The sequence below is a fragment of the Stakelama sediminis genome (assembly GCF_014199335.1).
Taxonomy (GTDB): domain Bacteria; phylum Pseudomonadota; class Alphaproteobacteria; order Sphingomonadales; family Sphingomonadaceae; genus Sphingomonas; species Sphingomonas sediminis.
Genome location: NZ_JACIJI010000003.1, coordinates 117834 through 142872, shown reverse-complemented (window position 1 = coordinate 142872; position 25039 = coordinate 117834). Strand labels below are relative to the sequence as shown.

Below are 25039 nucleotides of genomic sequence, written 5' to 3'. Positions count from 1 at the left end.
GGTCCCATGTAGCATGGCGCGATTCGCCCGCAAGCATGTTGCGGGACTTTATGAGGGGCGATTACCCCTTTCGAATCATCCGGCAGATGAAAAAGCCGTCCATCCCGCCCTTGTCCGCTAGTGTTCCGGGTAACGTCCGTATCCAGCCCTGCGAGAACGGCATGACGCCATCGGGCAGCGGAACGGCGGTTTCGGGTTCGACGCGATAGTCGCTGCGGGTTTTTAAAAAGGCTTCGATTTGCCGCTCACCCTCTTCGGGTTCCAGCGAACAGGTGGCGTAGACAAGCTGCCCGCCCGGACGCACCCAGTCGGCGGCGCGGGCCAGTAATCGCGCCTGTAACTCCGCCATCTCGGCAATGATCGCCGGACGGACGCGATGCAGCACATCGGGATGACGGCGAAAGATGCCGGTCGCGCTGCACGGCGCATCGAGCAGGATCAGGTCAACCGGCTGTTCGGGTGTCCATTCCAGCGCATCGGCGGCAATGACCGTCGCGGTCAGGCCGGTGCGCTCCAGATTGGCGTGAAGTCGCGCAAGACGGTTTTCCGAACGGTCGAGTGCCGTCACCTGCCACCCGGCGGCGGCGAGCTGCATCGTCTTGCCGCCGGGCGCTGCACACAGGTCGAGCGCGGTGCCTGCACCCCGCCCAGCCAGCCGCGCTGGCAGCGACGCGGCAATATCCTGTACCCACCACTGTCCCTCGGCAAAACCCGCACGAGCCGGAACGGAGGTGTCGCCGCTAAGGCGGACATGGCCGGGAAGCAACGATTCGCCTTCCAGTGCCGTGGGATCGGCATCGGGTTTCAGGGTGACGTCGATCGGTGGCGGTGCCGCAATCGCGGCCCCGGCGGCGCGGACTATATCCTCACCCCACGATGTCTGCCATCGCTGGGCCACGGCGGGAGGTAGTGCCGGCGGGTTTGGAAACGTCACGCCCTTGCGGATCAGCGTGCCGAACACGCCATGGACCAGCTTGCGCGGGCCGCCATCGACCAGCGGCAGCACCGTGGCGATGGCCGCATGATGCGCGACCCCCATGGCCAGCGCCTGTGTCAGTGCGATCCGCAGGGCAAAGCGCGCCTTGGCATCGTCGGGAAGCGGGCGGGCGGTCGCCGAATCGATCAGCGCATCGCAATCGTGCAGGTGGCGCAGCGTTTCGGCGGCGATGGCGTGCGCCAGCGCCCGGTCCTCGCGCTTGTCGAGGCCGCGCGCAGCAGTGTCTAGCGCGGCTTCGAGTGCCAGTCCGCGCCGCAGCACGGCATCGAGCAGGCGCAGCGCCGCACGCCGGGCGGGGACGCCGGGGGCGTCGCGATGGAGGCGGGGGCGTGCCAAAATTTAGTCGCGGCGCAGCGGGTCGAGCGCGCTGGCGCGGCGACGGCGGGTGACGGGGACGCTGCTGCTACCGGTGCGTTTCGGGCGTGCGGCAACGGAGGGCGAGGGCGGCGCTATATCCCCCGCCAGACGGTGCAGTTCGGCAATCCGGTTCTGCGTATCGGGATGGGTGGAAAACAGGCTGTCCCCCTCCCGCGCCAGTCCGGGCACGATATAAAGTTGTGAGGTTGCGGGAATACGCTGGGCCACCGGATTGGGGATATGGGATGCGCCCTGTTGCAGCTTTGCCAGCGCGGAAGCAAGCGCCATCGGATTGCCGGAAATTTCGGCACTCGCCCGGTCGGCGCCATATTCGCGGGTGCGGCTGATCGCCATCTGCACGATCATCGCGGCGAAGGGCGCGACCAGTACCGCCAGTAACCCGGCAAATCCCGCCCCGCGTCCGTCGCCGCCGCGAAACCACAGGCCAAAGCTCGCCAGCATCGAAATCGCGCCCGCAATCGTCGCCACCATCGTCATGATCAGCGTGTCGCGATTGCGGACATGGCCCAGCTCATGCGCCATCACCGCCGCAATCTCTTCACGGTTGAGCAACTGAAGCAGGCCCGTGGTCGCCGCGACCGCTGCATTATCCGGGTTGCGCCCGGTGGCAAAGGCATTGGGTTGCGGCTGATCGACGATATAAACGCGCGGCATCGGCAGGTTCGCGCGCGTCGCCAGATCGCGCACCACGCCATAGAGTTCGGGCGCGCTGCGTTCATCAACCTCACGTGCATGGTGCATCGACAGCACGATCCTGTCGGCGTTCCAATAGGTCAGCAGGTTCATGCCCACCGCGATAACCAGCGCGATGATCATGCCGCCCGTGCCGCCCAGCGTCAGCCCCAGCGCCATGAACAGCGCGGTCATCGCGGCGAGCAGCATTGCAGTCTTCAGGCCATTCACTTGCATTCCATCCTTTCCCCGCCAATGTGGGGAGCGACGCTGCTTCGATCAATCGGAAAGGACACCATCATGGGCCGTCGCCCGCCGCATGTGAAGCCGCCCGCGCATCTGAGCGAGAATCCGCCGGTGCCCGAACCGGACCCGATGCCCGCCGACCGCAAGGCGGAGGACGACCCGCTGGGCCGCGACCCCACCCGCTATGGCGACTGGGAACGCAAGGGGATTGCGGTCGATTTTTAACGGCTATCGCTGCCTGATCTGCTCTTTCGCGCGCGTTTCCAGCCGGGCGACAGCAGCATCGTGAATAGCAGGAGCGGTAGCCAGAATCCCGAAGGCATCTCCATCGGGCGTGTTGAACCGAAGCTTTCGGCCCAGCGCATCGGTAATCGACGCCCCCGCCTCACGCGCGATCAGTGTCGCGGCGGCGATGTCCCATTCATGGCCCCAGCGCAGCGTCGCGACCAGATCGGCCTCATCGGCGGCGACCATGCCGATGCGCAGCGCGATCGAATTGGGCTTGGGCACCGTGATCAGGTCGCGATCCGCCTTGGCCAGCGATTCCGCCGGAACGCGGGCGCCGACGATTTCGGAGCGCGATCCGGCCGTTAACTGGGCATCGTTGCGAAACGCACCGCGCCCGGCGACGGCATGCCAGCGTTCCTTGCGTGCGGGAGCGGCGAGAACGCCGATACGGGGCTGTTCGTCTTCCACAAGGGCAACCGAGACTGCCCAGCCTTCACGCCCGCGCAGATAGTCGCGCGTGCCGTCGATGGGATCGACGACCCACAGCCTGCGCCGCGACAGCCGTTCGGCATTATCGACGGTTTCTTCGGATAACCAGCCGGCATCGGGCAGCAGCGCGCTCAGCCGCTCGCGCAGCAACTGATTGACCTCCAGATCGACATCGCAGACGGGGTTGCCGGGTGATTTTTCCCAGCGGCGGAAATCGGTGCGCCAGCGCGCCATGGCGAGCGCGCCCGCCTCTGCCGCTATGGCGCAAACGGCATGGGCGAGCGCATCACTCTCCGGCAATCGTCATCCCTTCCACCCGCAAGGTCGGCACGTTGACGCCATAGCGGAATTCCAGATCGTTGGCGGGCGTCATGGCGCGATACATATCCTTCAGATTGCCCGCGATGGTGCATTCGGCGACTGGGCGGGTAATTTCGCCGTTTTCGATCAGGAAGCCCGCCGCACCCCGGCTGTAATCGCCTGTCACCGGGTTGACGCCGCGCCCGATCAATTCGGTAACCCACAGGCCGTATTCGATATCGGCGATCAGCGTTTCGGGCGAGATGGTGCCCGCTTCCATATACAGGTTGCTGGTTGCGGTGCCGCCGCCCGGACCGGCGTGGCCGGTGGGTTCCAGGCCAAGCTGGCGCGCCGATGCGCTATCGAGCAGCCAGCTTTCCAGCATCCCGTTCTCGATCAGCATCGAGGGCGAGACCGGCAGCCCCTCTCCGTCGAACGGTTTGGAGCGCAAACCGCGTGGCCGGTGCGGGTCGTCATGGATGGTAATGCCGCCGGCGAATACCTGCTTGCCCAGCATGTCGCGCAGGAAGCTGGTGCCGCGCGCGATTGCCGGGCCGGAAATCGCCCCTGTCAGCGCGCCGATCAGGCCGGAGCCGACGCGGGGGTCGAAAATGACCGGCATCGAGCCGCTCCTCGGCCGTATGGGATCGCGGCGCGCTACCGCGCGAACACCCGCTCGTTCGCCGATCATTTCCGGCGTTTCCAGCGCGCTGCGATGGCGCACCGTGTGATGCGCGGCATCGCGCTGAAGCCCGCCGCCTGCACCCTTTGCCAAGACGCTGGCCGCAAGGCTGTGGGCGGTGACGGGATAGGCACCCGAAAAACCGTGGCTGGTGGCGAGCGCAACGATCGAGCGGCTGGCGGTGGCGCTGGCACCTTCGCTGCTGGTTACGCCTTCGACCGCGCGGGCGGCGTCTTCGGCGGCAAGTGCGGCCTGTTTCAGCGTTTCGGGTTCAACCTCCGCGCCGTCGTCCAGATCGAGCGCAGGCGGCGCGCCATGGAGCAGGCGGTTGCGCGGTGCCAGTCCGGCCCAGCGATCCTCGGTCGCTTCCCGTGCCATGCGCATCGCCCGGTCGGCAAGCGTGTCGAGCGCAGCGTCGGAAAGGTCCGAAGTCGTCACCGATGCCGAGCGATGGCCGATAAAGACGCGCAGCGACAGTTCCGCGCCTTCTGAACGCTCCACTTCTTCCAGCGCGCCGAGGCGTACCGAAACGGCAACAGCGGTATCGGCGGAAAAAAGGGCGTCGGCGGCATCCGCGCCCAGGGCGGTTGCGCGGGCGACCGCGGCTTCGCTCAATGCTTTGGCATGTTCGGGGGTTGTCATCGTCGCGATTTAGGGGCGCGCGGCGGTAAAATCAAAGCGTTGCCCCGATGACGAAGCAGGCGGCGAACATCAGCAGCCCGGCATTGCGGTTCGAGCGGAAGCGATCGAGCGCATTCGCGCCGTCCTGCGGCTTGAGCGTCATCACCTGCCAGAGCAGGTGCAGCGCCATCGGCAACAGCGCGGCAAGTGCCAGCCAGCTTGGTCGCATTAGCCAGAATGCCGCGCTCCACAGGGCAAGTGCCAGCAGATAGAAAGCCGCGACACCCGCATGAACATGGCTGCCCAGCCGCCGGGCAGAGGATTTGACGCCGACCAGCGCATCGTCCTCGACATCCTGCAACGCATAGATGGTGTCATATCCGATCACCCAGAAAATCGATCCGGCATAAAGCAGCAGTCCCGGCGCGTTCAGCCCGCCCGTAACGCCCGACCAGCCGACCAGCGCCGCCCAGGAAAAGACGAGGCCAAGCCACGCCTGCGGCCACCAAGTGATGCGCTTCATGAACGGATAGGCGGCGACCAGCGCAAGGCTGGCCATCGCAACGATGGCGGCGAACAGGTTCAGTTGCACCAGCACCACCAGCCCGATCAGGCATTGCAGGATCAGCCAGCCCCAGGCGGCCTTCAGCGACACCGCTCCGCTCGCCAGTGGCCGGACGGCGGTGCGTGCGACCTGACGATCCAGATCGCGGTCGACGATATCGTTATAGGTGCAGCCTGCCCCGCGCATGGCGATGCTGCCCAGCAGGAACCATAGAATCAGATCCCAGCGATGGAGGGCACCTCCCGACAGGGCGATTGCCCACGCGCCGGGCCAGAATAACAGCCACCAGCCGATCGGCCGGTCCCAGCGGGCAAGCAGCGCAAAGGGGCGCAGCGCGTTGGGCAATATTCCCACCAGCCCGCGATGTTCGCTGTCGGGCACGGCCATGTCGGTATCGGTCATGGCGTGTCTGCTGCCACAAATATCCGAACAAGGCGACCATGCGGTTATCCCGCAAGCAGGCCATTACGGGACGTAAACGATTTTTTGACGCTTCTCCGCGATAGTCGCGCCACTCGGGGGAGAACCATTATGGCATCTGTTGCCGTTGCGTATGACACGACGGACCATCAGCCTGCGCAATTGCGCGCCGAACCGCGCTATCAGGTACTCGTCAGCCGCGCCTCGATTCGAGGCCATGGCGATACCGCCATTCAGGCGGAACTGGCCGATATTTCGATCTATGGCTGTCGCATTACCTGCACCCGGAAGGTGGAAGCGGGAGAGCGGCTCTGGCTGCGGCTGGCAGGCGGAATGCCGGTCGCCGCGACGGTGATCTGGCGCGACGAAGACCGCATGGGGTGCCGGTTCGACGAACCGATCGAGCGGCAATTGATGCGGGCACTGGTTCTCGGCCTGCACTGATTTAGCGATATTCGCGGCACGTCGCCCTTGCCTCTGCCGGGCGATCACGCCAACACCATGGCACTCAGTTTGATGACGACGGTGCCCTGACCCATGCCTGCCACGCCTGCCTGGCCCCCGCAATCGACACCGCGCCTGTTCGTGGATGCGGCGCTTGCAGCGGGGCATATGCTGCGCCTTGACGGTGGGCAGGCGCATTATCTGGTGCAGGTGATGCGCATCCGGCCCGACGATCCGGTCAAGCTGTTCGACGGCGAAACCGGCGAATGGCTGGGTATTGCGCGCGAAGTGGGCAAGCGCGCCCTGACGCTGGAAGTCACCGGGCATCTGCGCGACCGCGAAACCGTACCCGACCTGTGGCTGGTGCTGGCCCCGATCAAGAAAGGGCGGATCGACTGGATGGTCGAAAAGGCGTGCGAACTGGGCGCTGCGCGGGTGGTGCCGGTACTGACCCGGCGTACCGTGGTCGACAAGCTGAAGCATGACCGGCTGCGCGCGCATGCGGTCGAGGCGGCTGAACAATGTGGCCGTACCGCGGTTCCCGAGCTTGCCGACCCGGTGAAGCTCACGCGCCTGCTGGCCGACTGGCCGGAGGACCGCGCGCTGTTCTTCGCTGATGAAGAAGGTGGTGTGCCCGCGCTGGAGGCGATGCGTGCCCGGCCCGGCCCGGCCGCTATCCTGATCGGCCCCGAAGGCGGGTTCGACGGCGAAGAACGTGCGGCGATCAGGGCGCTGCCACAGGCGGTGGGCATCAGCCTCGGCCCCCGTATCCTGCGCGCCGATACCGCAGCAGCAGCAGCGACCGCGCTGTGGATGGCGGCGGCGGGCGACTGGTCGTGATGCGCCTGATGGCCGATGCCACTGGCGTCGGGCGCACACGCACTCTACATGGCTGGCCATGAGCACGAAAACCGCTACCGACACCCGCGCGCCCGTTATCGAGGATCGTGCTCAGCTTGTCGGCTATTTTGCCGGCGGTGAAAAGCCGCAGAACCGCTGGCGCATCGGCACCGAGCATGAAAAATTCGTCTATTCGACGAAGGATACCCATGCGCCGAGCTATGACGAACCCGGCGGGATTCGCGACCTGTTGATGGCGTTGACCGAATTCGGCTGGAAACCGGTCGAGGAAAACGGGCATGTCATCGCGCTGTCCGGTCCCGACGGCACGGTCAGCCTGGAACCGGCGGGGCAGCTTGAACTGTCGGGCGCGCCGCTGGAAAATATCCACGAAACCTGTGCGGAAACCGGCCGTCACCTCGAACAGGTAAAGGCGGTGGGCGAAAAGCTTGGGCTGGGCTTTCTGGGTCTCGGCATGTGGCCGGACAAGACGCGCGCCGAGCTGCCGATGATGCCTAAGGGGCGCTACAGAATCATGGTCAACCACATGCCGAAGGTCGGCACGCTGGGCCTCGACATGATGCTGCGGACCTGCACGATTCAGGTCAATCTCGATTATGCGTCCGAAGCCGACATGGCGCAGAAATTCCGCGTTGGGCTGGCGCTGCAACCGCTGGCGACCGCATTGTTCGCCAATTCGCCCTTTACCGAGAAGAAACCCAACGGTTTTCTGTCGTTCCGCAGCCATATCTGGTCGGATACCGACCCGCATCGTACCGGCATGCTGCCCTTCGTGTTCGAAGACGGCTTCGGCTATGAACGCTATACCGACTATGCGCTCGATGTGCCGATGTATTTCGTCTATCGCGACGGCACGTATATCGACGCGGCGGGGCAGAGTTTCCGCGCCTTTCTGAAGGGCGAGCTGCCCGCACTTCCCGGTGAACTGCCGACGATGGAGGATTGGGCCGATCACCTCTCCACCGCCTTTCCGGAGGTGCGGCTGAAGACGTTCCTTGAAATGCGCGGTGCCGATGGCGGCCCCTGGGGCCGGATCTGCGCGTTACCTGCGCTGTGGGTGGGGCTGCTCTACGATCAGGGGGCGCTCGATGCGGCATGGGACGTGGTCAAGGACTGGACGCTCGACGAGCGGCAGGCGCTGCGCGATTCAGTGCCGAAGCTGGCGCTCGACGCGCCGGTGCCGGGTGGGCGGACGCTGCGCGATCTGGCGTCGGAAATTCTCGACATCGCCAGTGCGGGGCTGGCCTCGCGCAACCGGCTGAACGCGTCGGGCGATAACGAAACCGGCTTTCTCGACCCGCTGCGCGATATCGTGCGCAGCGGCAAGGTGCCCGCCCAGCGCCTGCTCGACCGCTTCGCCGGCGACTGGGAAGGCAACCCCTGCTGCATCTACAACGAGACGCGGTTTTGAAGCGGTAATTTCCGGTTTTCGTTACCCGCACCGCGAGGGACGCAGCCAGATGCGGCGACCGGCATGGTCGTAGATGAGGCGGTAGCGATCGAGCAGGTCGGCACCGAGCAGCATCGCCGGTTTGCCGTCGAAATCCTGCGCGAGCACCGGCAGGTCCACCACCTGCGCCACTGCGTGATCGATCGTTTCACCGGCAAAGCTGACGCGGCCGACAGGACCGGTGCGCGGGATAAGTGGGTGCAAGCTGGTGCCGTAGATCGGCTTGTCGGCATGAAACGCCGGTGCGAATGGATCGATTCCGGCGGCCTTGGCAAAGCTGGTTGTTATCCGCGTCCTGCGTGAGCCTGTGTCGAGGATCGCAATGCCCTGCACGCCGTTGATCGTCACCGGCAGGGTGAGCAGTGTTGTATCCTTGTCGATTCCCATTGCAACGGCGTGCGCGTCCCGTCCCGCAATCATGGGGGTGGGTGTCGATCTGGGGAACAGTGCGATCGTGCGACAGGGAAAGTCGAACGCAACGATGGCGTGGTCCATGAAATCATTGCCGATCACGCCTGCTTCCCGGCCCTTGTCGCGGCGATCGGGGAGGGCAAACGCCTCGATATTCCGGACCTGCACCCCAGCCAGCGTCACGCTGTCCAGCCGATAGGTGCTGACGCTGGACGTGCCTGTCTGCCCGGACAGAAGCTGATCCTTGCCCTCCAGCTTCGGCAGGTGCTGGCGATCGACGAACCATTGATAGACGGCGGAACCATCCGCCCCAGTGTCGAGGATGAAGGGAAACGGTCCCTTGCCGTTCACCTGCGCCGGGACGGTATCGTGCCCGTCCGGGGATGGGCTGAGGGCGACGGTGGCCGAATTTTCCGGTGCCGGTGCGGTGAAACTTTCGAGGATGACGGGGGCGGCAAGCAACAGACAGGCGGTTGCGGCCATGCGGTAGGGTCGCATCAGGGGTTCTCCAATAATCAAGGGGTATGTGCCGGTCTTGCTGTCAGGACGTGTCGTTGTCGTCCGGTATATGTTCCAGGATATCGCCCGGCTGGCAGTCGAGATGGCGGCAGATCGCGTTCAGCGTTTCGAAGCGCACCCCCTTTACCTTACCGGATTTGAGCAGCGACAGATTGGCCTCGGTAATGCCGACCGCGCGCGCCAGTTCGGTCGACCGCATCTTGCGCAGCGCCAGCATCACGTCGAGCCGGACGACGATCGCCATCAGACGAAGCCCCGGCGATCCTCATCGATCGCGCAGCCGAACGACACCACCCGTGCAATCGCCAGCAGGATCAGTCCTGCCGCCAGTGCATCGAGTTGCCGGATTTCGATACGAAAGGCGACCGGGCTCATTCCCGCCCAGTATAAGGCGGCATGGGTCAGCAACGGCACGGCTGCATAGGCCAGCAGCGATCCGGCGATCCAGCGGACAAGGCGGGTGTTGCGATCGGTAAAGACTTCACCGCGGCCATAGCCGCCGAACAGGCGCATCAGGCTCCACAGGATCAGCAGGCCGGGCAACAGGCGCAGGGTCAGCAATATCGTTGCGAGCAGCGATTGCCACAGCGTGAACTGCGCGATCGGAACGAAGGGCGGTTCGGCTGTTCGCGTGGCGGTTTCCCATGGCAGGTCGACAATGAAGGCGAACCCGCCGTTCGACATGCCCGCATGGCCGGAGCGCAACGCCATCGTGCCGATTTCGAGCAGGTCGATGGCTGCCGTGACCGCCAGGCACAGGCCTGCCAGCAATGCAAGCACTCTCGCATCGCGGATCAGTCGCGGGCCGGGGGACAGGGGGGATGGGTGCGCCATGCAGGTCTCCTTACCGGATCTGCATAGCCAGAAATTATCGTATTACAATAATTATTATCTGTATTGCAGCATTTCACTGCCCTGCCGCGTTCAATCCCTCGATCGGCGGCGTGGGCTGAACATCGCGCGGTTTGCCTTTCACCCAGGCGATGAGCCTCGGCACCGGCGCGTTGCGCTCCATCCAGCGCGAATATTCGACATAGTCGGGGTCGAGCGCGAGGTGGCGCTCCTCGGTTTTGGCGCGCCAGTAATAGACGCTCGACACCACGCCCATCAGCACGGTGGCGCGTGCCGCATCGCTCCAGCTTCCGGTGGTGAGTATTGGCACGGTCGATAGCCACCAGAACAGATTCTTCGCCAGATAGGCGGGGTGGCGCGACAGCGCATAGGGCCCATGGGTCAGGATGCCGCGATGGGTGAGGTTGGAAAAGCGAAAGCCGAACGCCACTGTCGCCGAAGCATAGATGGCGGTCAGGATCACCAGCACCGCGCCGATCATCGCAAGGATGACGGGATGGTTCTGGAACCAGTAGGTCCATTCGGCGGTGCCGGGATGATAGTCGAGCGGGCCGCCGTCACCCATCAGGATGAAGGGCGGATAACAGATCAGCGCCGCCATCCAGCTCACGGCAAAGGGATTGGCGCTGCGGATATGCGAATCGAGCGGGCGCACGGTCAGGATGTAGCCGACGGTGGCAAAGGCGACATCGACCACGAACATGAAGGTGATCAGCCATTGCGACAGCGCGACCGGATCGTGCCAGAGCTGTGAGGTGTCGCCGCGCACGAAATTGGCGAATCCCCCCGGAACGATCGCCAGCATGAAGGCAAGGAAGAAGGCCTTCACCCCCCAGCTTCGCAGATGGTTGAAAATCGCCTGTTTCGCGACCGGCGCATCCAGTCCCATCAGCCATGCGCCCAGTGCCCATGCGCCGTCCTTCGGTTCCTTCGCATAGCGGTCGAGGATCAGCACATAGGGGATCGACAGCGCGAACAGGAAGGGCGCACCGATGCGGAAGCACCACATCGCAAAGGTATAGCCATCCTCCCAGTAAAAGCGCCCGGTGGCATAGATACCGGCAATCGCGACCCAGGTGACCCATAGCCCGACCAGTTTAGTCAGGCTGATGTCGAAACTTTCGCGCAGCGGTTTCGGATTCGACCAGTCGAGCCCGGTCGACGGATTGCGATGCACCTTGTCGACGAACACCGACCAGAGCACCATCGGAACCCCGCAAAAGATCAGGTTGGTGAGCGCCGCAAACGGGCCGTCCATGCGGTAATGGCAGGCAATCGCGACCCAGAGCGCCAGTCCGGCGAGGCCGGCGAGACCGGTGCCCATGCTGACCGCCGAACGCGGGCGGGGGTCGGCGGCGGTTCGCCGGGAAAGCGCGAAATCGTGAAACATGGTCCGGCGTCTTAGCCCGCAAATGGTAAGCAAGCCGTGAAGCATGAATAAAATAGCCGTTTTTCGGGCTGGACGCGACGATGAAAGCGCGTTTACCTTCCCGGCATCACCCTTCTTCCTTCTTTATTGCATTTCAAAAAAATCCGGGGGCCTTCATGATCCGCAGTTTTGCTGTCGCCACGCTTTTGCTCGCGTCCGTTTCCGCCCATGCGCAGGAGCTTTCCAAGCCGATGGCGACGCCGGTTCCGCATGATGTGCCGGTGGCGCGCGATGTCGCCTATCCCGGCGGTACCATCGACCTGAACGTCGATGCGACCAATGTCGGTCAGGGCATTTTCCAGGTGAAGGAAACCATTCCCGTTGCCGCTTCCGGGCCGATGACCCTGCTGTTCCCAAGCTGGCTGCCCGGCAACCATTCGCCGCGCGGGGCGATCGAAAAGCTGGCGGGTCTGAAAATCATGGCCGATGGCAAGGAAGTGCCGTGGAAACGCGACACGGTTACGGTCACCGCCTTTCATATCGACGTTCCCGAAGGGGCGAAGTCGATCACCGCCGAATTCCAGTTCCTGTCCGCGACCAACCCCGATCAGGGCCGGATCGTGATGGAACCCAATATCCTGAACCTGCAATGGAATTCGGTCAGCCTGTATCCGGCGGGATATTATGTGCGCGACATTCCGATCAGGGCGACGGTCAAATATCCCGAAGGCTGGACGGCGGTTTCCGGCCTGCCCGCGACGAAGCAGGGCAACCACTATGTCTATAATACGACCAATTATCAGGTGTTGGTGGACTCGCCGGTCTTTGCCGGGCGCTATTACAAGCAATGGGCGCTGTCGCCGAAGGTCGACCTGAACGTCTGGGCAGACGATCCCAAGGAACTGGACGCGACGCCCGCGCAGATCGACGCGCACAAGCGACTGGTGCAGCAGGCGGTAAAGCTGTTCGGCGCGCAACATTACGACCATTACGAGTTTCTGCTGGCGCTGAGCGACAAGCTGGGCGGCATCGGGCTGGAACATCATCGCAGTTCCGAAAACAATCCGGGTACCGGCTATTTCACCAAATGGGACGAAGGAGCCGGGGGGCGCAATCTGCTCCCGCACGAATATACGCATAGCTGGAACGGCAAATTCCGCCGCCCGGCCAATTTGTGGACGCCCGATTACGCGACCCCGATGCGTGATGAGGGGCTGTGGGTCTATGAAGGGCAGACGCAGTTCTGGGGCTATGTGCTGGGCAACCGTTCGGGCATTTATTCGAAGCAGCAGACGCTCGACGCCTATGCCCGCATCGCTGCCTATTACGCCAATCAGCCGGGCCGCAAATGGCGTTCGCTGATCGACACGACCAACGACCCGATTATCGCGCATCGCAAGCCCATCGGCTGGCGCAACTATCAGCGCAGCGAGGATTATTACAATAACGGCCTGCTGATGTGGATGGACGTCGATTCGATCCTGCGCAAACAGTCGGGCGGCACGAAGTCGATGGACGATTTCGCCAAGGCATTTTTCGGCATGCGCAATGGCGATTGGGGCGAACTGACCTTCACCCGGCAGGATGTGATCGATACGCTGAATAAGATCCAGCCCTATGACTGGGGTGGCTTTTTCCACAAATGGCTGGACGAGGTGAATGATTCCGATCCGGCGATCGGGTTTGAAAACAACGGATACAAGCTGGTCTACAACGACACGCCCAGCGACCTGTACAAGGAACGCGAAAAGAAGGGCGGGCTGGACCTGACCATCGGTCTGGGCCTCGCCATCGCGAAGGACGGCAATGTCGAGGCGGTGCAGTGGAACAGCCCGGCGTTTCAGGCAGGCATGGATATTGCCGACAAGATCGTCGCGATCAACGGCAAGGATTACGATCCCAAACTCATGAAGCAGGCGGTGACGGACGCAAAGGATTCGAAAGACCCGATCAGGCTGCTCCTGAAGAAGGACGATGGATATCACGAAATCGCCATCGACTATCACGGGGGCCTGCGCTATCCGCACCTCGTCAAAATCGGCAAGGGCGAAACCGGGCTCGACCGCCTGCTCGCTCCCCAATAACAGCATAAAGGTATAGATTATGCGTATCGACATGGTCCCGGTGGGCGATGACCCTCCCCACAGCCTGAACGTCATCATCGAAGTTCCGATTGGCGGAGAGCCCGTCAAATATGAATTCGACAAGAAATCCGGCGCGCTGTTCGTCGATCGCATTCTGCATACGCCGATGCGCTATCCGGCCAATTACGGGTTCGTTCCGCATACGCTGTCGCCCGACGGCGATCCGATCGACGCGCTGGTCGTCGCGCGGTCGCCGTTCATCGCCGGATCGGTGGTGCGCGCACGCCCGATCGCGGTGCTGAACCTGGAAGACGAACATGGCGGCGATGAAAAGCTGGTCTGCGTGCCGGTGGATTCGACCTTCCCCTATTATACGAAGGTCGAGGAAATGGACGATCTGCCCGACATCGTGTTCAAGCAGATCGAGCATTTCTTCACCCATTACAAAGATCTGGAAAAGGAAAAATGGGTGCGTATCGGCACCTGGGGCGGCGCCGAAGACGCCCGCCGCATTCTGCTGGAAGCGATCGAACGGGCCAAGGACGCGGAAGCGGCCTGAGGCGAAGGTCTATCCAGGGTAAAACGGGGGGCGGTGCGGAAACGTGCCGCCCCTTTTTTTGGTCGCACATCGTTCCCGGCCAAGCGACATCACCCGCAAAAGCGGGAAAGGATTACGTCATCGCTTTCAAAGGATTGGTGCGGTCGAGAAGACTCGAACTTCCACGGCCTTTCGGCCACAACGACCTCAACGTTGCGCGTCTACCAGTTCCGCCACGACCGCACTCATGAAATTCGCCGGAGGTGTTTTCCGACGCTGGCAGGCGCGTGCCCCTAGCAAAGCCCGACAGGGCTGGCAATGGCGTTCTTTGCGGCTGACCGGGATTAGCTGTTGCCGTCCCCGACAAAGCTGAGTTCCAGCGTCTTCGAATTGGCGGGCACATCCAGCTTTGCACTGTTGAAACTGATCTGCTGGCTGGGACCGATTTCGCGGCTGGGGGGCGCGATCGTCCAGCTATAGACCAGCTTACCCTGACCATCGCGCAGTTCGGCGCGTATGTCGGGAATATGCTCTTTCACGCCGGAGGGGTTTTCGATCGCACCCGAAACCGCGAACAGTTCGTTGCCGCTCGACAACATGGTACGCTCCGGCTTCTGCATATTGATGAAGCGCAGCGGCGTGTCGGCATCGCTTCCCGACAGGCCGATATTGGAGGCAATGCCCGGCGCGTCGGTAATCAACAGCGCACCGGCACCGGCGGTCATCACCAGCCCGGCGGCGACGGCGGCTGCCGTCCAGCGCTTTGCGGGATTGCGCCGGGGCTTGAGCAGCGGTTCCTGCGCAAACGGATCATATTCCGACGGACCGGCGGAAAACCCTCGCTCGGCGGCGGGGTCGACGAAGCGGCGCGGCGGCTGGGGTGCGGCGGCAGGCGGGGGCACCGGTGCCTTTGGCCGGGGTGCGGGCGACGGTTTCGCGGCGGCGGCTTTGGTCGGACTGGCCGCCGGAGTTTCGCGCGCGACGGCCGGTGCCTGAAACCAGCTATGTTTGCAATTGGCGCACCGCACGGTGCGTCCGTCCGGCCCGATGGCGGTGTCGGGAACCATATAGCGGGTATGGCACTCGGAACATTCGAGGATCATCGGACAGTCTTTTCACTTGGACGCTTGTTGCCGGCGGAAATGATTCTAAGCATGGTCAGGGGTAGTTAGGCAAGAGTCTTGGCACCATCGCTTGAGCCGTGACGCCGGACGTGCGATGGCCGGTGCGGGACGCATGAAGGAGCGGGCGGCAAGCCGTACATGGCGAATATCGTTCAGTTCGAAAATGTGGGTTTGCGGTACGGAACCGGGCCGGAAACGCTTTCGGACATCAGTTTCACGCTATCCGACGGGGCGTTTTATTTCCTGACCGGCGCTTCCGGCGCAGGTAAGACGTCGCTGCTCAAGCTTCTCTATTTGGCACAACGTCCCAGTCGCGGGATCATCCGGTTGTTCGGTGAAGACACGGTTTTGCTGCCGCGAAAGCGCCTGCCGGGATTTCGCCGCCGGATCGGCGTGGTGTTTCAGGATTTCCGGCTGGTGCCGCACCTGACCGCCTATGACAATATCGCCCTGCCGCTGCGGGTGGCCGGGATTCCAGAGGGTGAAGTCGAGCCGCCGGTGCGCGAAATGCTCGCCTGGGTCGGGTTGCAGGATCGCGGCCGCGCCTTGCCTGCCACTCTGTCGGGCGGGGAGCAGCAGCGCGTGGCGATTGCGCGCGCGATCATCACCCGGCCCGAACTGCTGGTCGCCGACGAACCCACCGGCAACGTCGATCCCGAAATGGCGGACCGGCTGATCCATCTGTTCGGCTCGCTTAACCGGCTGGGGACGACCGTGGTGGTGGCGACCCACGATTTCCACCTGCTCAACCGCGTTCCTGGAGCGAACATGATGCGGATCGACAAGGGCAGGCTGTACGATCCGACGGGATCGCTGCGTTTTCCCCCGCGTCGTCCCGATGTCCCGCCGGAGGAGACGTCGTGAGCGATATGGAGGCGCTGCCGACCCCGTCGCGCCATCTTCTCGACGACGGACGGCGCACGCGTGCGATGGTATGGATCATGGCGATCATGATTTTTCTGACCGTGCTGGCGGCCGCACTGGGGCTGGGCGCGGCACGTTCGGCAGGCTCGCTTGACCGGGAACTGGCGGGGCGGCTGACCGTGCAGATCATCGGTGCCGACAAGGATGCGCAACAGGCAAGCGTGGCAAAGGTGGTCGCTGCCTTGCGGAAAGATCCGGCGGTGACGCGGGTAGCGCCGGTCGATCGTGCGCGGCTGGCAAAGCTGCTCAAGCCCTGGCTGGGCGATGCGGGGCTGGACCCCGACCTGCCGATGCCGGCGATGATCGATGTCGACCTTCGCCACGGCGACACTGCCGATGTCGCGCGGGTGACGGCCCAGGTGCAGGCGATCGTCCCCGGTGCGCAGGTCGACCGGCACGCGCGCTGGCTGGCACCGGTGCGCGGATTCATCACGACATTGTGGCTGCTGGGCGCAGGGCTGGTGGCGCTGATGGCGGTGGCGACGACGGCGGTGGTGCTGCTGGCGGCGCGATCGGGACTTGATACGCATCGCGATACCATCGATGTGCTGCATATGCTCGGCTCGACGGATGTTCAGGTGGCGCGCTTGTTCCAGCGCCGTATTGCGCTCGATACGCTGACCGGCGGCGCGATCGGCGCCGTCGGCGCACTGGCGCTGACGGCGTTTTTTCAGGCGCGGCTCGCCATGCTGGGCTCACAGATGATGAACACCATGGTACTGACACCTGCGGATTGGGCAATCCTTGTCGCGGTGCCGTTCGTTTTCGCGCTGATGGCGATGGCGGCGGCGCGGTTGTCGGTGGTCCGCACGCTGAAGAGTCAGTTGTGATGATTCGCGCTGTCGCCGCCATATTGGTGCTGTGGCTGCTGGGCTTTGCGGTCTTCATGCTGTCGCTCGGCAAACCGCTCAACGGCGGGATTACCGATGCCATCGTCGTGCCCACCGGCGGTGCGGGGCGGATCGACCGGGGTCTGTACCTGTTGCAGCATCATGCCGCCAAACGGCTGCTCATCACCGGTGTCGACCGGGAGGTGCGTCCGGTTGAACTGGCGCTCGAATATCATGTGTCGCCAAAGCTGTTTTCCTGTTGCATCGATCTGGGGCATGAGGCGGTGGATACGCGTTCCAATGGAGAGGAAACTGCGCGCTGGGTGCAACAGCATGATTATCACAGCCTGCGGCTGGTGACGTCCAACTGGCACATGCCGCGTGCGCGGATGGAACTGGTCCATGCGCTGGGACCGGGGATAAAGATCATCGGCGATCCGGTGGAAAGCACGCCCAGCCTGATGATGCTGTTCAGCGAATATAACAAATACCTCATCCGGCGGGTGGCGCTTTGGCTGGGACTGGGGGGCGTATGAACCAACTGCGCTCCTGGCTGTTCGCGCTGGTCTTTTACGGCCTGTCGGTGCCGATCGTGCTGGCGGTGCCGATCCCGGCGCTGTTCGGTCGCGGGGCGCTGCGCTGGTACGCGCATCGATGGACGGCGCTGCAACGCTGGTGCGCGCGGTATATTCTGGGAATCAGGGTACGCGTGGAGGGGGCGCCGCTTGATCGCCCGGCACTCTATGCGGGCAAGCATCAGTCGATGTTCGAGACGCTGGAACTGGCGCGAAGGCTGGATGCCCCGGCAGTGGTGCTGAAACGCGAACTGGCAAATATCCCGGTCTGGGGCTGGGCGGCGCGGCGTTATGGCACGATTCCGGTCGATCGCGCGGCGTCGGCAAAGGCATTGCGCGCGATGATGCGCGATGCGCGTGCAGCGCTCGGCGAAGGGCGTTCGGTGTTGATTTTTCCGGAGGGGACACGGGTTGCGCCGGGTGAGCAGCCGCCGCTGCGATCCGGTTTTGCGGGGCTGTACCGTGCGCTCGACCTGCCGGTGGTGCCGGTGGCGGTGGATACGGGCAGGCTCTGGCCGCGCAAGGGTGCCAAGCGTCCCGGTATCGTGACAATGCGCTTCGGCGAGCCGATCCCGCCGGGATTGCCACGCAGGGAAGTGGAAGCGCGCGTCCATGCCGCGATCAATGTGCTGGACGGTGATGTGGTGCGAAGAGGATAATCTGTCACTGCGAGGAGCGTCAGCGACGCGGCAGTCCTGTTCGCAAACATCTCTGGATTGCTTCCCCCGACATGAAGCCGGGTTCGCAATGACGACCGGTCAGGTCGTAACTCCCAACCTCTAATCCCGTGCGCGGCCGAAATTTTCCGCCGCGTCGTCCTGCCCCTGTTCGACGATCGAACGCCGCACCGCACGGGTGCGGGTGAACAGGTCGAAAAGCTCGTCGCCCTTGTCCCAGCGGATTGCGCGTTGGAGCGCGCTCAGATCCTCCGAAAAGCGTTGCAGCATGTCGAGCACGGCTTCGCGGTTGGACAGGAACACGTCGCGCCACATCGTCGGGTCGGACGCGGCGATGCGCGTGAAGTCACGAAAGCCCCCGGCCGAATATTTGATGACTTCGGACGCGGTCACCTCTTCGAGGTCGGAGGCGGTGCCGACAATCGTATAGGCGATCAGGTGCGGAAGGTGGCTGGTGATCGCCAGCACCCGGTCGTGATGCGCGGCCTCCATCGTCTCGACCGTCGCGCCCAGCCGCTTCCAGAACGTGCTGACGCGCTCAATGGCGACCGGGTCAGTGCCTTCGGACGGGGTCAGGATGCACCAGCGGTGATGGAACAGGGTGGCAAAGCCCGCTTCCGGCCCGCTGCGTTCGGTGCCCGCGACCGGATGGGCGGGAACAATGGTGGCGTCGGGCAGGGCCTCGGCCAGCGCCTTCGCGACGCTTTCCTTGCACGACCCGACATCGCTAACGACCGCATCGGCGGGCAGGTCGTCGGCAATGGCACGAGCGGCATCGCCCATTGCGCCCACCGGCACGCACAGGATCACCAGATCGGCATCGAGTACCGCCGCGCCGGGAGTATCGGCAATATCATCGCACAGCCCGATGGCGCGCGCGGTTTCGCGCGTTTCCGGGTCGGCGTCATAGCCGCTGAGTGCGACGGTCGGCATTTCCGCGCGCACCGCACGCGCGATGGAAGAGCCGATCAGGCCCAGTCCGATGATCGCGACGCGGGCAAAGGGCAGCATCAGCCGCCGACAATCTCACGCAGCGCCTGCGCGAGTCCTGTCACTTCCTCTTCGGTGCCGATGGAAATGCGCAGGCCGTGCCCCAGTCCCTGTCCCGGCAGCCAGCGGGTGATATAGCCCTTGTCCATCAGTGCCTTGTACGCCTGTTCGGCGGTCACGTCGCCTTCGAACAATATCAGCAGGAAATTGGCCCTGGACGGCACGGCGCGCAGTCCTGCATTGCCCAGCGCGGCAACCTGTCCGGTCAGCCATGCCAGCCATTTGTCGTTATGCGCGCGGCTGGCATCGGTGAATGCAGTGTCCTTGAGCGCTGCAATCGCTGCCTGCTGACCGGCGGTGGTGACGTTGAACGGCGCACGGATGCGGTGCATGGCATCGATGATCGCCGCACTGGCATAGCCCCAGCCGATCCGTTCGGCGGCCAGCCCGTAGATTTTGGAGAAGGTGTGCGTGACCAGCACGTTCGGCTCGGTCATGGCAAGCCGCAGTCCGTGATCGTCCTCTTCCGCGGTCAGATATTCGGCATAGGCCTGATCGAGTACCAGCAGCACGGTTTTGGGCAGTGCTGCGTGCAGGCGGGCGATTTCTTCACGCGGAGCGAAGGTGCCGGTGGGATTGTTGGGATTGGCGATGAACACCAGCTTCGTCTTTTCGGTAACGCAGCCGAGGATCGCATCGACATCGGTGGCATAGTCCTTGTCCGGCGCGACCACCGGCACGGCCCCCACCCGGCGCGCGGCGATTTCATAGACCGCGAAACCGTAATGCACGAAAATAATCTCATCGCCCGGTCCGGCAAAGGCACCGGCGGCAAGGTGCAGCACTTCGTCCGACCCGGTGCCGTAGATGATGCGCTGCGGATCGAGATCGTATTTTCCCGCAATCGCTTCGCGCAATTCGGCGGCGCCTGCATCGGGATAGCGTTCCAGCGAACCATGTGCCGCATCGAAAGCGGCGCGCGCGGCGGGCGAGGTGCCGAGCGGATTTTCGTTGGACGACAGCTTGGCGACCTTGCGGCCGTCATCGGTCGTGGAGCGCCCCGGCACATAGGGGGCGATGTCCATGACCCAGGATTTGGGTTCGGGTGCGTTCATGGCCGCGCGGGATGGCCGAAACGGGTGAAAATGGCAAGGTGTAGCGGCTTGCGCAGGGCCACATGCCCGCCTAACGAGCGAAAATGACCGCTGACCCCCGTTATGGCCTTCACCGACATGTATCGCTGCCGGGTCCGCTTGCACTGGACAGCGGGGCGGCGCTGACGCCGGTCGAATTCGGCTATGAAACCTATGGCAGCCTGAATACCGACAAAAGCAATGCGATCCTGATCTGTCATGCGCTGACCGGCGATCAGTATGTCGCCTCCGACCATCCGCTGACCGGCAAGCCGGGCTGGTGGACCCGCATGGTCGGGCCGGGCAAGCCGATCGATACGGAGCGTTATTTCGTCATCTGTTCGAACGTCATCGGCAGTTGTCTGGGGTCTTCGGGGCCGTCGAGTATCAATCCGGCGACGGGCAGGGCATGGGCGATGGACTTTCCTGTCCTCACCATCCGCGACATGGTGCGTGCGCAGGCGATGCTGCTCGACCATCTGGGCGTGGAACGACTGAAAGCGGTGGTCGGCGGGTCGATGGGCGGTATGCAGGCACTTTCCTGGGCGGCGACCTTTCCCGACCGGATCGGTGCGGTGGTGGTGATTGCGTCCACCGCCAAGCATTCAGCGCAGAACATCGCGTTTCATGAGGTCGGGCGGCAGGCGATCATGGCCGATCCCAACTGGCGCGGCGGCGATTATTATGGCGACGGCGAAGCCCCTGCCGCCGGGCTGGCGGTGGCGCGCATGGCGGCGCACATCACCTATCTTTCGGAAGCGGGCCTGACCGAGAAGTTCGGGCGACGCTTGCAGGAGCGCGATGCCAAGACGTTCGGCTTCGACGCCGATTTTCAGGTCGAAAGCTATTTGCGGCATCAGGGGTTGAGCTTCACCGGTCGTTTCGACGCCAATGCCTATCTCTACATCACCCGTGCGATGGACTATTTCGATCTGGCGGAGGAACATGGGGGGATGCTCGCCAACGCCTTTCGCGCGACCGATGCGCGCTTCTGCGTCGTCAGCTTCGATACCGACTGGCTGTACCCGACGCGCGAATCGCGTGCGGTGGTGCGCGCGCTGAACGCGGCGGCCAAGCATGTCAGCTTCGTCGAACTGTCGAGCCCGTTCGGTCATGATGCTTTCCTGCTCGAATCGCCCGAATTGAACGCGGTGGTCGATGGTTTTCTGAAGGTCGAAGGATGAGCGATCTGCGCCCCGATCTCGCGGTCATCGCGCGCAATGTCGATCCCGGCACGCGTGTGCTCGATATCGGCTGCGGTGACGGGTCGCTGATGGCGGCGCTGCGCGATACGCGCGGGGTCGATGCGCGCGGGCTGGAGCTCGATCCGGCAAATGTGTCGGCGGCGGTGGCGCGCGGCCTGTCGGTGGTACAGGGCAATGCCGATACCGATCTGGCCGACTATCCCGACCAGAGTTTCGATTACGCGATCCTCAGCCAGACCCTGCAGACGACGCGGCGGCCCGATCTGGTGCTCGACGATCTGTTGCGGATCGGGCGCAGGGCATTCGTGTCCTTCCCCAATTTCGCGCACTGGCGGGTGCGGCTGTCGCTCTTGTGGGGCGGGCGGATGCCGGTGACGCGACTGTTGCCCGAACGCTGGTACGATACCCCCAATATCCACCATGTCACCATTGACGATTTCCGCGCGATGGTGGCCGAGCGCGGGATCGAAATCGAAAAGGCACGCTATCTGCGCGGCGACCGGCGCACCGGCCCGGCGGCAGCGAATTTCTTTGCGGAACATGCGGTATTCCTGCTCAGCCGGGACTGACCCGAGGGGGTAAGGATAGCCTTTGGCTGTTCTTGCGGTTAGAGTTCGCGACCAAAGACCGCAGGCTGCAGAAATAGGATGAGGGTCGCGATGAAACGATATGCATTTTCGCTTGTAGCCATGCTGACCATCGCCGCGCCGATCACCGCCTATGCGCAACAGTCTGGACCGGTGGTGCAGGATGCAAACGGCCAACTTCGCGGTTCGGTGGAGAACGGTGTGGCAAGCTGGAAGGGAATTCCATTCGCCGCGCCGCCGGTGGGCAATCTGCGCTGGGCGCCGCCGGAGCCTGCCGCAAACTGGAAGGGCGTGCGCGACGCCACCCGGTACAGCCATGACTGTATGCAGAAACCCTTTGCCAGCGATGCCGCCCCGCTGGGCACTACGCCAAGCGAGGATTGCCTCTACGCCAATGTCTGGAAACCGGCCGGGGCAAAGGGGAAGCTGCCGGTACTGGTGTGGATCTATGGCGGTGGATATGTGAATGGCGGCGCGTCACCGCCCACTTATTCGGGGGCTAACATGGCCCGGAAGGGGGTCATGTTCGTCAGCTTCAACTATCGCCTCGGTCGTTTCGGAACCTTCGCCCTGCCGCAACTGGATGCGAAGGGTGGAAAAATCATCAATTACGGTACGATGGATCAGGTCGCGGCGCTGCAATGGGTGAAGCGTAATATCGGCGCTTTCGGCGGCGATGCGTCCAACGTCACCATCATGGGCGAAAGCGCGGGCGGCATGTCGGTCCACAATCTCGTCACCTCGCCACAGGCAAAGGGCCTGTTCCAGAAGGCGGTGGTGATGTCCGGCGGGACCGGCCTTGCCCAGCCGGGGCAGACGGTCGCTGCGGCGGAGCAGGCGGGCGCCAATTTCGCGCGGGCGATGGGCATTGATCCGGATGCGCCGGATGCGCTCGCAAAACTGCGTGCACTGTCGGGAGAGCAGGTTATCGACGATCTGAACCTGGCAACCATGCCCGGCTCGGGTCCGGAACCGAAAACCTATGTCGGGCCGGTGGTCGACGGTACGGTAATCGTCGATCAGGGCAAGGCCTATAGGTCCGGTGCCTTCACCCATGTGCCGATGATCATCGGTGCGACCAGCGACGATATCGGCGGCAGGACGGGCTATATGGTTGTCGGCGCGCGCGGGGCGTCGGTCAGGATCGCCGCACAGGGTGTGCCGGTGTGGGAATACCGCTTTTCCTATGTGGCCCAGTCGCTGCACCACGAAGGGGCAACGCATGCCAGCGACATCCCCTTCTTCTTCGATACCCAGGCCATCAAATATGGCGCCGACACCACGGCGCGCGACAACGCGATGGGCAAGACGATCAGCGCCTATATCGTCCGGTTCGTGAAGGCAGGCGATCCCAACGGTTCGGGACTTGCGAACTGGCCGAGATTCCATGCCGATTCCGACGTGCTGATGAACTTTCAGGCGGACGGGAAGGCAGCGGCCGAGAAAGACCCCTGGGGAGCCGACAAACCGGACACCAAAACCGACGGCGAATAACCCGCTGCCGCCTTTTCTCCGCCCGGCATGGTCACTGTTCGGGCGGAACGGCGGCGTGGAGCGGCTCAGCCTCCTGATCGCGTCGCAGCTTCAGCCGGTCGATCAGCCAGGGCATGGTCAGTCCCTGCACGAAGATCGAGAAGGCGACGACCGCGAAGGCGACGGTAATGATCGTATCGCGCTCGAACACATTCGCGGGCAGCGCCAGAGCGAGCGCCAGCGCCAGCGCGCCGCGCAACCCGCCCCAGAACAGCACATGCTTGTATTTCCACGGCACCGCCAGTTTGGTGTGCCGGAACAGCATCATCACCGGATAGACCGCTACCGCGCGCCCGGCGAGCGACAGGATGGTGGCGATTGCCGCGACCTCGATCACCGCGGCAATCGGCATCGATACCTCGCGCCCGCCGATCAGGATGAAGATCAGCGAGTTGATGAGGAACGCGACATATTCCCAGTGGTTGAGGACGCCCTGCCGCCCGCTGTCGGAAATCGAGCCGAGAAAGCCGTAATTGCCGACGATCAGCCCCGCCGTCAGGGTCGCCAGCACCCCTGAACAGTGGAAATGTTCGGCCAGCAGGAACGAGCCATAGGCGATCAGCATGGTCAGCGTCACCTCGACCAGCCGATCGGTGGTGCGCCCGGCGATGACGATCAGCGGCACCGCCACCGCTGCGCCCGCCGCAATCGCGCCGACGACATTGGTGACGAGGTGTATCGCGATATTGCCGGGGCCGGCCGCGCCGCCGGCGGCGATCATGGCGAGGATTGCGAACCCCACCGCCGCCACGCCGTCGTTGAGCAGGCTTTCCGCCTCGACCAGCAGGTGCAGCCGCGTCTGTACGCGCATCGCCTTGAACGCGGCAATGACCGAAACCGGATCGGTGGCGGCGATCAGCACGCCGAAAAACCCGGCGCCCAGCCAGCTCCAGCCGACGATCCAGTGCATTCCGGCCGCGACGACCAGCGCCGCCAGCACCACGCCGACCGTCACCAGCGCCAGCAGCAGCGGCATTTCGCTGCGCAAGGGCTTCCACGGAATCTGGATCGCCGCTTCGAACACCAGTGGCGGCAGGAAGACGAAGAAGATCAGTTCGGGCGTCAGCGGCAGGGCAATTCCCAGCGGCAACAGCGCCAGTGCGATGCCCGCCGTCACCAGCCCGACACTGTATGGTAGCTTCAACCGGTGCGTCGCAATCGCCACCAGCGACGCCACGAACAGCAGCGCGCCGAGTGTTGTGAAGTCAAAACCCTGTACCGAATGCTGCATGGTTCCGCGCTTTATCGCTCAAACTGTGGTATTCGTCGCAGTAACGGACGCTAGTTGTTGCCGTAACCCCCTCATTTAAGGCATTTTGCTTTGTAGTTGGGGAT

26 protein-coding genes and 1 tRNA gene are annotated in these 25039 nt (G+C 63.7%); 13 read left to right on the top strand and 14 right to left on the bottom strand.

Features of this window, described 5'->3' with window-relative positions; translation table 11 throughout:
* Positions 1 to 61: 61 nt before the first annotated feature.
* Positions 62 to 1333 carry an RsmB/NOP family class I SAM-dependent RNA methyltransferase gene (locus tag FHR23_RS10220; RefSeq protein ID WP_184003577.1) on the bottom strand — a complete coding sequence of 424 codons (1272 nt, stop codon included), beginning with the start codon at positions 1331 to 1333 and terminating at the stop codon, positions 62 to 64.
* A gap of 3 nt (positions 1334 to 1336) precedes the next feature.
* Positions 1337 to 2278 carry a zinc metalloprotease HtpX gene (htpX, locus tag FHR23_RS10215; protein WP_184003575.1) on the bottom strand — a complete coding sequence of 314 codons (942 nt, stop codon included), beginning with the start codon at positions 2276 to 2278 and terminating at the stop codon, positions 1337 to 1339.
* A 69-nt stretch (positions 2279 to 2347) separates the two neighbouring features.
* Between htpX and FHR23_RS10210 the strand changes: the two genes are divergently transcribed.
* The gene (locus FHR23_RS10210; protein WP_184003573.1) at positions 2348 to 2518 is read left to right on the top strand and encodes a DUF1674 domain-containing protein; all 171 of its coding nucleotides are present in this window, start codon (positions 2348 to 2350) and stop codon (positions 2516 to 2518) included.
* A gap of 3 nt (positions 2519 to 2521) precedes the next feature.
* Here FHR23_RS10210 and FHR23_RS10205 read toward each other — a convergent pair whose 3' ends face one another.
* Genes FHR23_RS10205 through ubiA form a run of 3 tightly spaced genes read right to left on the bottom strand, consistent with a single transcriptional unit; the run spans position 2522 to position 5580 of the window.
* Positions 2522 to 3310, bottom strand: a complete 789-nt coding sequence (locus FHR23_RS10205) for a 3'(2'),5'-bisphosphate nucleotidase CysQ (protein ID WP_184003571.1) — start codon at positions 3308 to 3310, stop codon at positions 2522 to 2524.
* Positions 3297 to 4634, bottom strand: coding sequence for a TldD/PmbA family protein (locus FHR23_RS10200; protein ID WP_184003569.1), 1338 nt, complete (start codon positions 4632 to 4634; stop codon positions 3297 to 3299). The genes FHR23_RS10205 and FHR23_RS10200 overlap by 14 nt, the downstream gene beginning before the upstream one ends.
* A gap of 31 nt (positions 4635 to 4665) precedes the next feature.
* Positions 4666 to 5580 (bottom strand): 4-hydroxybenzoate octaprenyltransferase, encoded by a 915-nt coding sequence (ubiA, locus tag FHR23_RS10195; RefSeq protein WP_184003567.1) that lies wholly within the window; start codon positions 5578 to 5580, stop codon positions 4666 to 4668.
* A 129-nt stretch (positions 5581 to 5709) separates the two neighbouring features.
* Here ubiA and FHR23_RS10190 point away from each other — a divergent pair, with 129 nt between their 5' ends.
* The 3 genes from FHR23_RS10190 to FHR23_RS10180 all read left to right on the top strand — a co-directional run bounded on the left by FHR23_RS10190 (position 5710) and on the right by FHR23_RS10180 (position 8314).
* Positions 5710 to 6042 (top strand): PilZ domain-containing protein, encoded by a 333-nt coding sequence (locus FHR23_RS10190; RefSeq protein ID WP_184003562.1) that lies wholly within the window; start codon positions 5710 to 5712, stop codon positions 6040 to 6042.
* 93 nt (positions 6043 to 6135) lie between these two features.
* Positions 6136 to 6882, top strand: coding sequence for a 16S rRNA (uracil(1498)-N(3))-methyltransferase (locus FHR23_RS10185; RefSeq protein WP_184003560.1), 747 nt, complete (start codon positions 6136 to 6138; stop codon positions 6880 to 6882).
* Positions 6883 to 6940: 58 nt separating this feature from the next.
* Positions 6941 to 8314, top strand: a complete 1374-nt coding sequence (locus tag FHR23_RS10180; protein ID WP_184003558.1) for a glutamate--cysteine ligase — start codon at positions 6941 to 6943, stop codon at positions 8312 to 8314.
* Positions 8315 to 8335: 21 nt separating this feature from the next.
* Here FHR23_RS10180 and FHR23_RS10175 read toward each other — a convergent pair whose 3' ends face one another.
* The 4 genes from FHR23_RS10175 to FHR23_RS10160 form a co-directional block, all read right to left on the bottom strand.
* Complete coding sequence (locus tag FHR23_RS10175; protein ID WP_184003556.1) at positions 8336 to 9262, bottom strand: retroviral-like aspartic protease family protein; 927 nt, start codon at positions 9260 to 9262, stop codon at positions 8336 to 8338.
* A 43-nt stretch (positions 9263 to 9305) separates the two neighbouring features.
* Entirely contained in the window at positions 9306 to 9527 is a 222-nt protein-coding gene (locus FHR23_RS10170) for a helix-turn-helix domain-containing protein (RefSeq protein WP_184003554.1), read from the bottom strand.
* Entirely contained in the window at positions 9527 to 10117 is a 591-nt protein-coding gene (locus FHR23_RS10165; protein WP_184003552.1) for a DUF2975 domain-containing protein, read from the bottom strand. Before FHR23_RS10165 ends, FHR23_RS10170 begins: the two co-directional genes overlap by 1 nt.
* A gap of 73 nt (positions 10118 to 10190) precedes the next feature.
* Positions 10191 to 11525, bottom strand: coding sequence for a methyltransferase family protein (locus tag FHR23_RS10160; RefSeq protein WP_184003550.1), 1335 nt, complete (start codon positions 11523 to 11525; stop codon positions 10191 to 10193).
* A gap of 155 nt (positions 11526 to 11680) precedes the next feature.
* Between FHR23_RS10160 and FHR23_RS10155 the strand changes: the two genes are divergently transcribed.
* Positions 11681 to 13588 (top strand): M61 family metallopeptidase, encoded by a 1908-nt coding sequence (locus FHR23_RS10155; protein WP_184003548.1) that lies wholly within the window; start codon positions 11681 to 11683, stop codon positions 13586 to 13588.
* 19 nt (positions 13589 to 13607) lie between these two features.
* Positions 13608 to 14147, top strand: coding sequence for an inorganic diphosphatase (ppa, locus tag FHR23_RS10150; protein WP_184003546.1), 540 nt, complete (start codon positions 13608 to 13610; stop codon positions 14145 to 14147).
* A 135-nt stretch (positions 14148 to 14282) separates the two neighbouring features.
* On the opposite strand, the gene FHR23_RS10145 is transcribed toward ppa, so the two are convergent.
* Both FHR23_RS10145 and FHR23_RS10140 read right to left on the bottom strand, forming a co-directional pair.
* A tRNA-Leu gene (locus FHR23_RS10145) sits at positions 14283 to 14369 on the bottom strand.
* A 101-nt stretch (positions 14370 to 14470) separates the two neighbouring features.
* Positions 14471 to 15229, bottom strand: coding sequence for an MJ0042-type zinc finger domain-containing protein (locus FHR23_RS10140; protein ID WP_184003544.1), 759 nt, complete (start codon positions 15227 to 15229; stop codon positions 14471 to 14473).
* Between the two features lie 159 nt (positions 15230 to 15388).
* On the opposite strand from FHR23_RS10140, the gene ftsE reads away from it, so the two are divergent.
* From ftsE to FHR23_RS10120, 4 genes are read left to right on the top strand one after another with little or no spacing between them, the layout of a single operon-like run.
* Entirely contained in the window at positions 15389 to 16114 is a 726-nt protein-coding gene (gene ftsE, locus FHR23_RS10135; protein ID WP_184003542.1) for a cell division ATP-binding protein FtsE, read from the top strand.
* 5 nt (positions 16115 to 16119) lie between these two features.
* Complete coding sequence (locus tag FHR23_RS10130) at positions 16120 to 17004, top strand: cell division protein FtsX (protein ID WP_184003872.1); 885 nt, start codon at positions 16120 to 16122, stop codon at positions 17002 to 17004.
* Positions 17001 to 17540: an ElyC/SanA/YdcF family protein gene (locus FHR23_RS10125; protein WP_184003540.1), complete on the top strand. Its 540-nt coding sequence runs from the start codon at positions 17001 to 17003 to the stop codon at positions 17538 to 17540. Before FHR23_RS10130 ends, FHR23_RS10125 begins: the two co-directional genes overlap by 4 nt.
* Positions 17537 to 18238 (top strand): lysophospholipid acyltransferase family protein, encoded by a 702-nt coding sequence (locus tag FHR23_RS10120; protein WP_184003538.1) that lies wholly within the window; start codon positions 17537 to 17539, stop codon positions 18236 to 18238. The genes FHR23_RS10125 and FHR23_RS10120 overlap by 4 nt, the downstream gene beginning before the upstream one ends.
* A 120-nt stretch (positions 18239 to 18358) precedes the next feature.
* On the opposite strand, the gene FHR23_RS10115 is transcribed toward FHR23_RS10120, so the two are convergent.
* The gene (locus tag FHR23_RS10115) at positions 18359 to 19267 is read right to left on the bottom strand and encodes a prephenate/arogenate dehydrogenase family protein (protein ID WP_184003536.1); all 909 of its coding nucleotides are present in this window, start codon (positions 19265 to 19267) and stop codon (positions 18359 to 18361) included.
* Positions 19267 to 20361 carry a histidinol-phosphate transaminase gene (hisC, locus tag FHR23_RS10110; RefSeq protein WP_184003534.1) on the bottom strand — a complete coding sequence of 365 codons (1095 nt, stop codon included), beginning with the start codon at positions 20359 to 20361 and terminating at the stop codon, positions 19267 to 19269. The genes FHR23_RS10115 and hisC overlap by 1 nt, the downstream gene beginning before the upstream one ends.
* Before the next feature lie 83 nt (positions 20362 to 20444).
* Between hisC and metX the strand changes: the two genes are divergently transcribed.
* The 3 genes from metX (at position 20445) to FHR23_RS10095 (ending at position 23665) form a co-directional block, all read left to right on the top strand.
* Positions 20445 to 21563: a homoserine O-acetyltransferase MetX gene (metX, locus tag FHR23_RS10105; protein WP_184003532.1), complete on the top strand. Its 1119-nt coding sequence runs from the start codon at positions 20445 to 20447 to the stop codon at positions 21561 to 21563.
* Positions 21560 to 22153: a methionine biosynthesis protein MetW gene (metW, locus tag FHR23_RS10100; RefSeq protein ID WP_184003530.1), complete on the top strand. Its 594-nt coding sequence runs from the start codon at positions 21560 to 21562 to the stop codon at positions 22151 to 22153. The genes metX and metW overlap by 4 nt, the downstream gene beginning before the upstream one ends.
* Before the next feature lie 90 nt (positions 22154 to 22243).
* A complete protein-coding gene (locus FHR23_RS10095) occupies positions 22244 to 23665 on the top strand; it encodes a carboxylesterase/lipase family protein (RefSeq protein ID WP_184003528.1) in 1422 nt (473 codons plus the stop codon).
* 31 nt (positions 23666 to 23696) lie between these two features.
* On the opposite strand, the gene FHR23_RS10090 is transcribed toward FHR23_RS10095, so the two are convergent.
* Positions 23697 to 24935, bottom strand: coding sequence for a cation:proton antiporter (locus FHR23_RS10090; protein WP_184003526.1), 1239 nt, complete (start codon positions 24933 to 24935; stop codon positions 23697 to 23699).
* Positions 24936 to 25039 lie beyond the last annotated feature (104 nt).